The 617-nt window shown below is 41.8% G+C and carries 1 pseudogene; it reads left to right on the top strand.

Annotated features, from left to right (window positions below):
- Positions 1 to 617, top strand: a pseudogene (locus BOQ64_RS23320) (RHS repeat-associated core domain-containing protein); the annotation flags it as partial.

The raw sequence follows: 617 nt of genomic DNA, 5'->3' as shown, positions 1-617 counted from the left end.
GAGACCCACAGACAAATGGTTATTTACAAAATATGATGTTTTGGGGAGAGTGATCATCACAGGAGTTGTGGCTGGAGGCAGCAGAGCCTCTATGCAGACGATGATTGGAGAAACACTGACTATTGAGAACAGGTATGATGTCGGTTTTACCAAAAATGGACTGCAGATCCAGTATAACAATGCCTACTTTCCTTATCTGGAAACCGTTTTTTCAGTAAACTATTATGACACGTATCCAGTCTACAGTTTCAATCCCTCTTTTCCTGGCAGTATTCAGGGAGTGGAAACCTTAAAAGAAACCGTATCCCCGGAAGGTAAGAGTACCAAAGGCTTACCTGTGATGAGCATGGTAAAGAATATAGAAGATGACAACTGGACAAAGAATTATACCTACTACGATACCAAAGGAAGAGTAATAGGAACCCATTCCATCAACCATCTGGGCGGGTATACCAAAACAGAATCTAAACTGGATTTTTCAGGAGTAGCTCAAACAGTGATCACCCGACATAAAAGACTGGCAACCGATACCGAAAGAGTGATTACAGAAACCTTTGAATATGACCATCAGAACAGACTGCTGGTTCACAGACATCAGGTAGATAGTAACCCTGTAG

Source organism: Chryseobacterium sp. CH25, assembly GCF_004119455.1.
Taxonomy (GTDB): domain Bacteria; phylum Bacteroidota; class Bacteroidia; order Flavobacteriales; family Weeksellaceae; genus Chryseobacterium.
The sequence above is the reverse complement of the archived record's forward strand: the minus strand, read 5'-3'. Positions and strand labels throughout refer to the sequence as shown.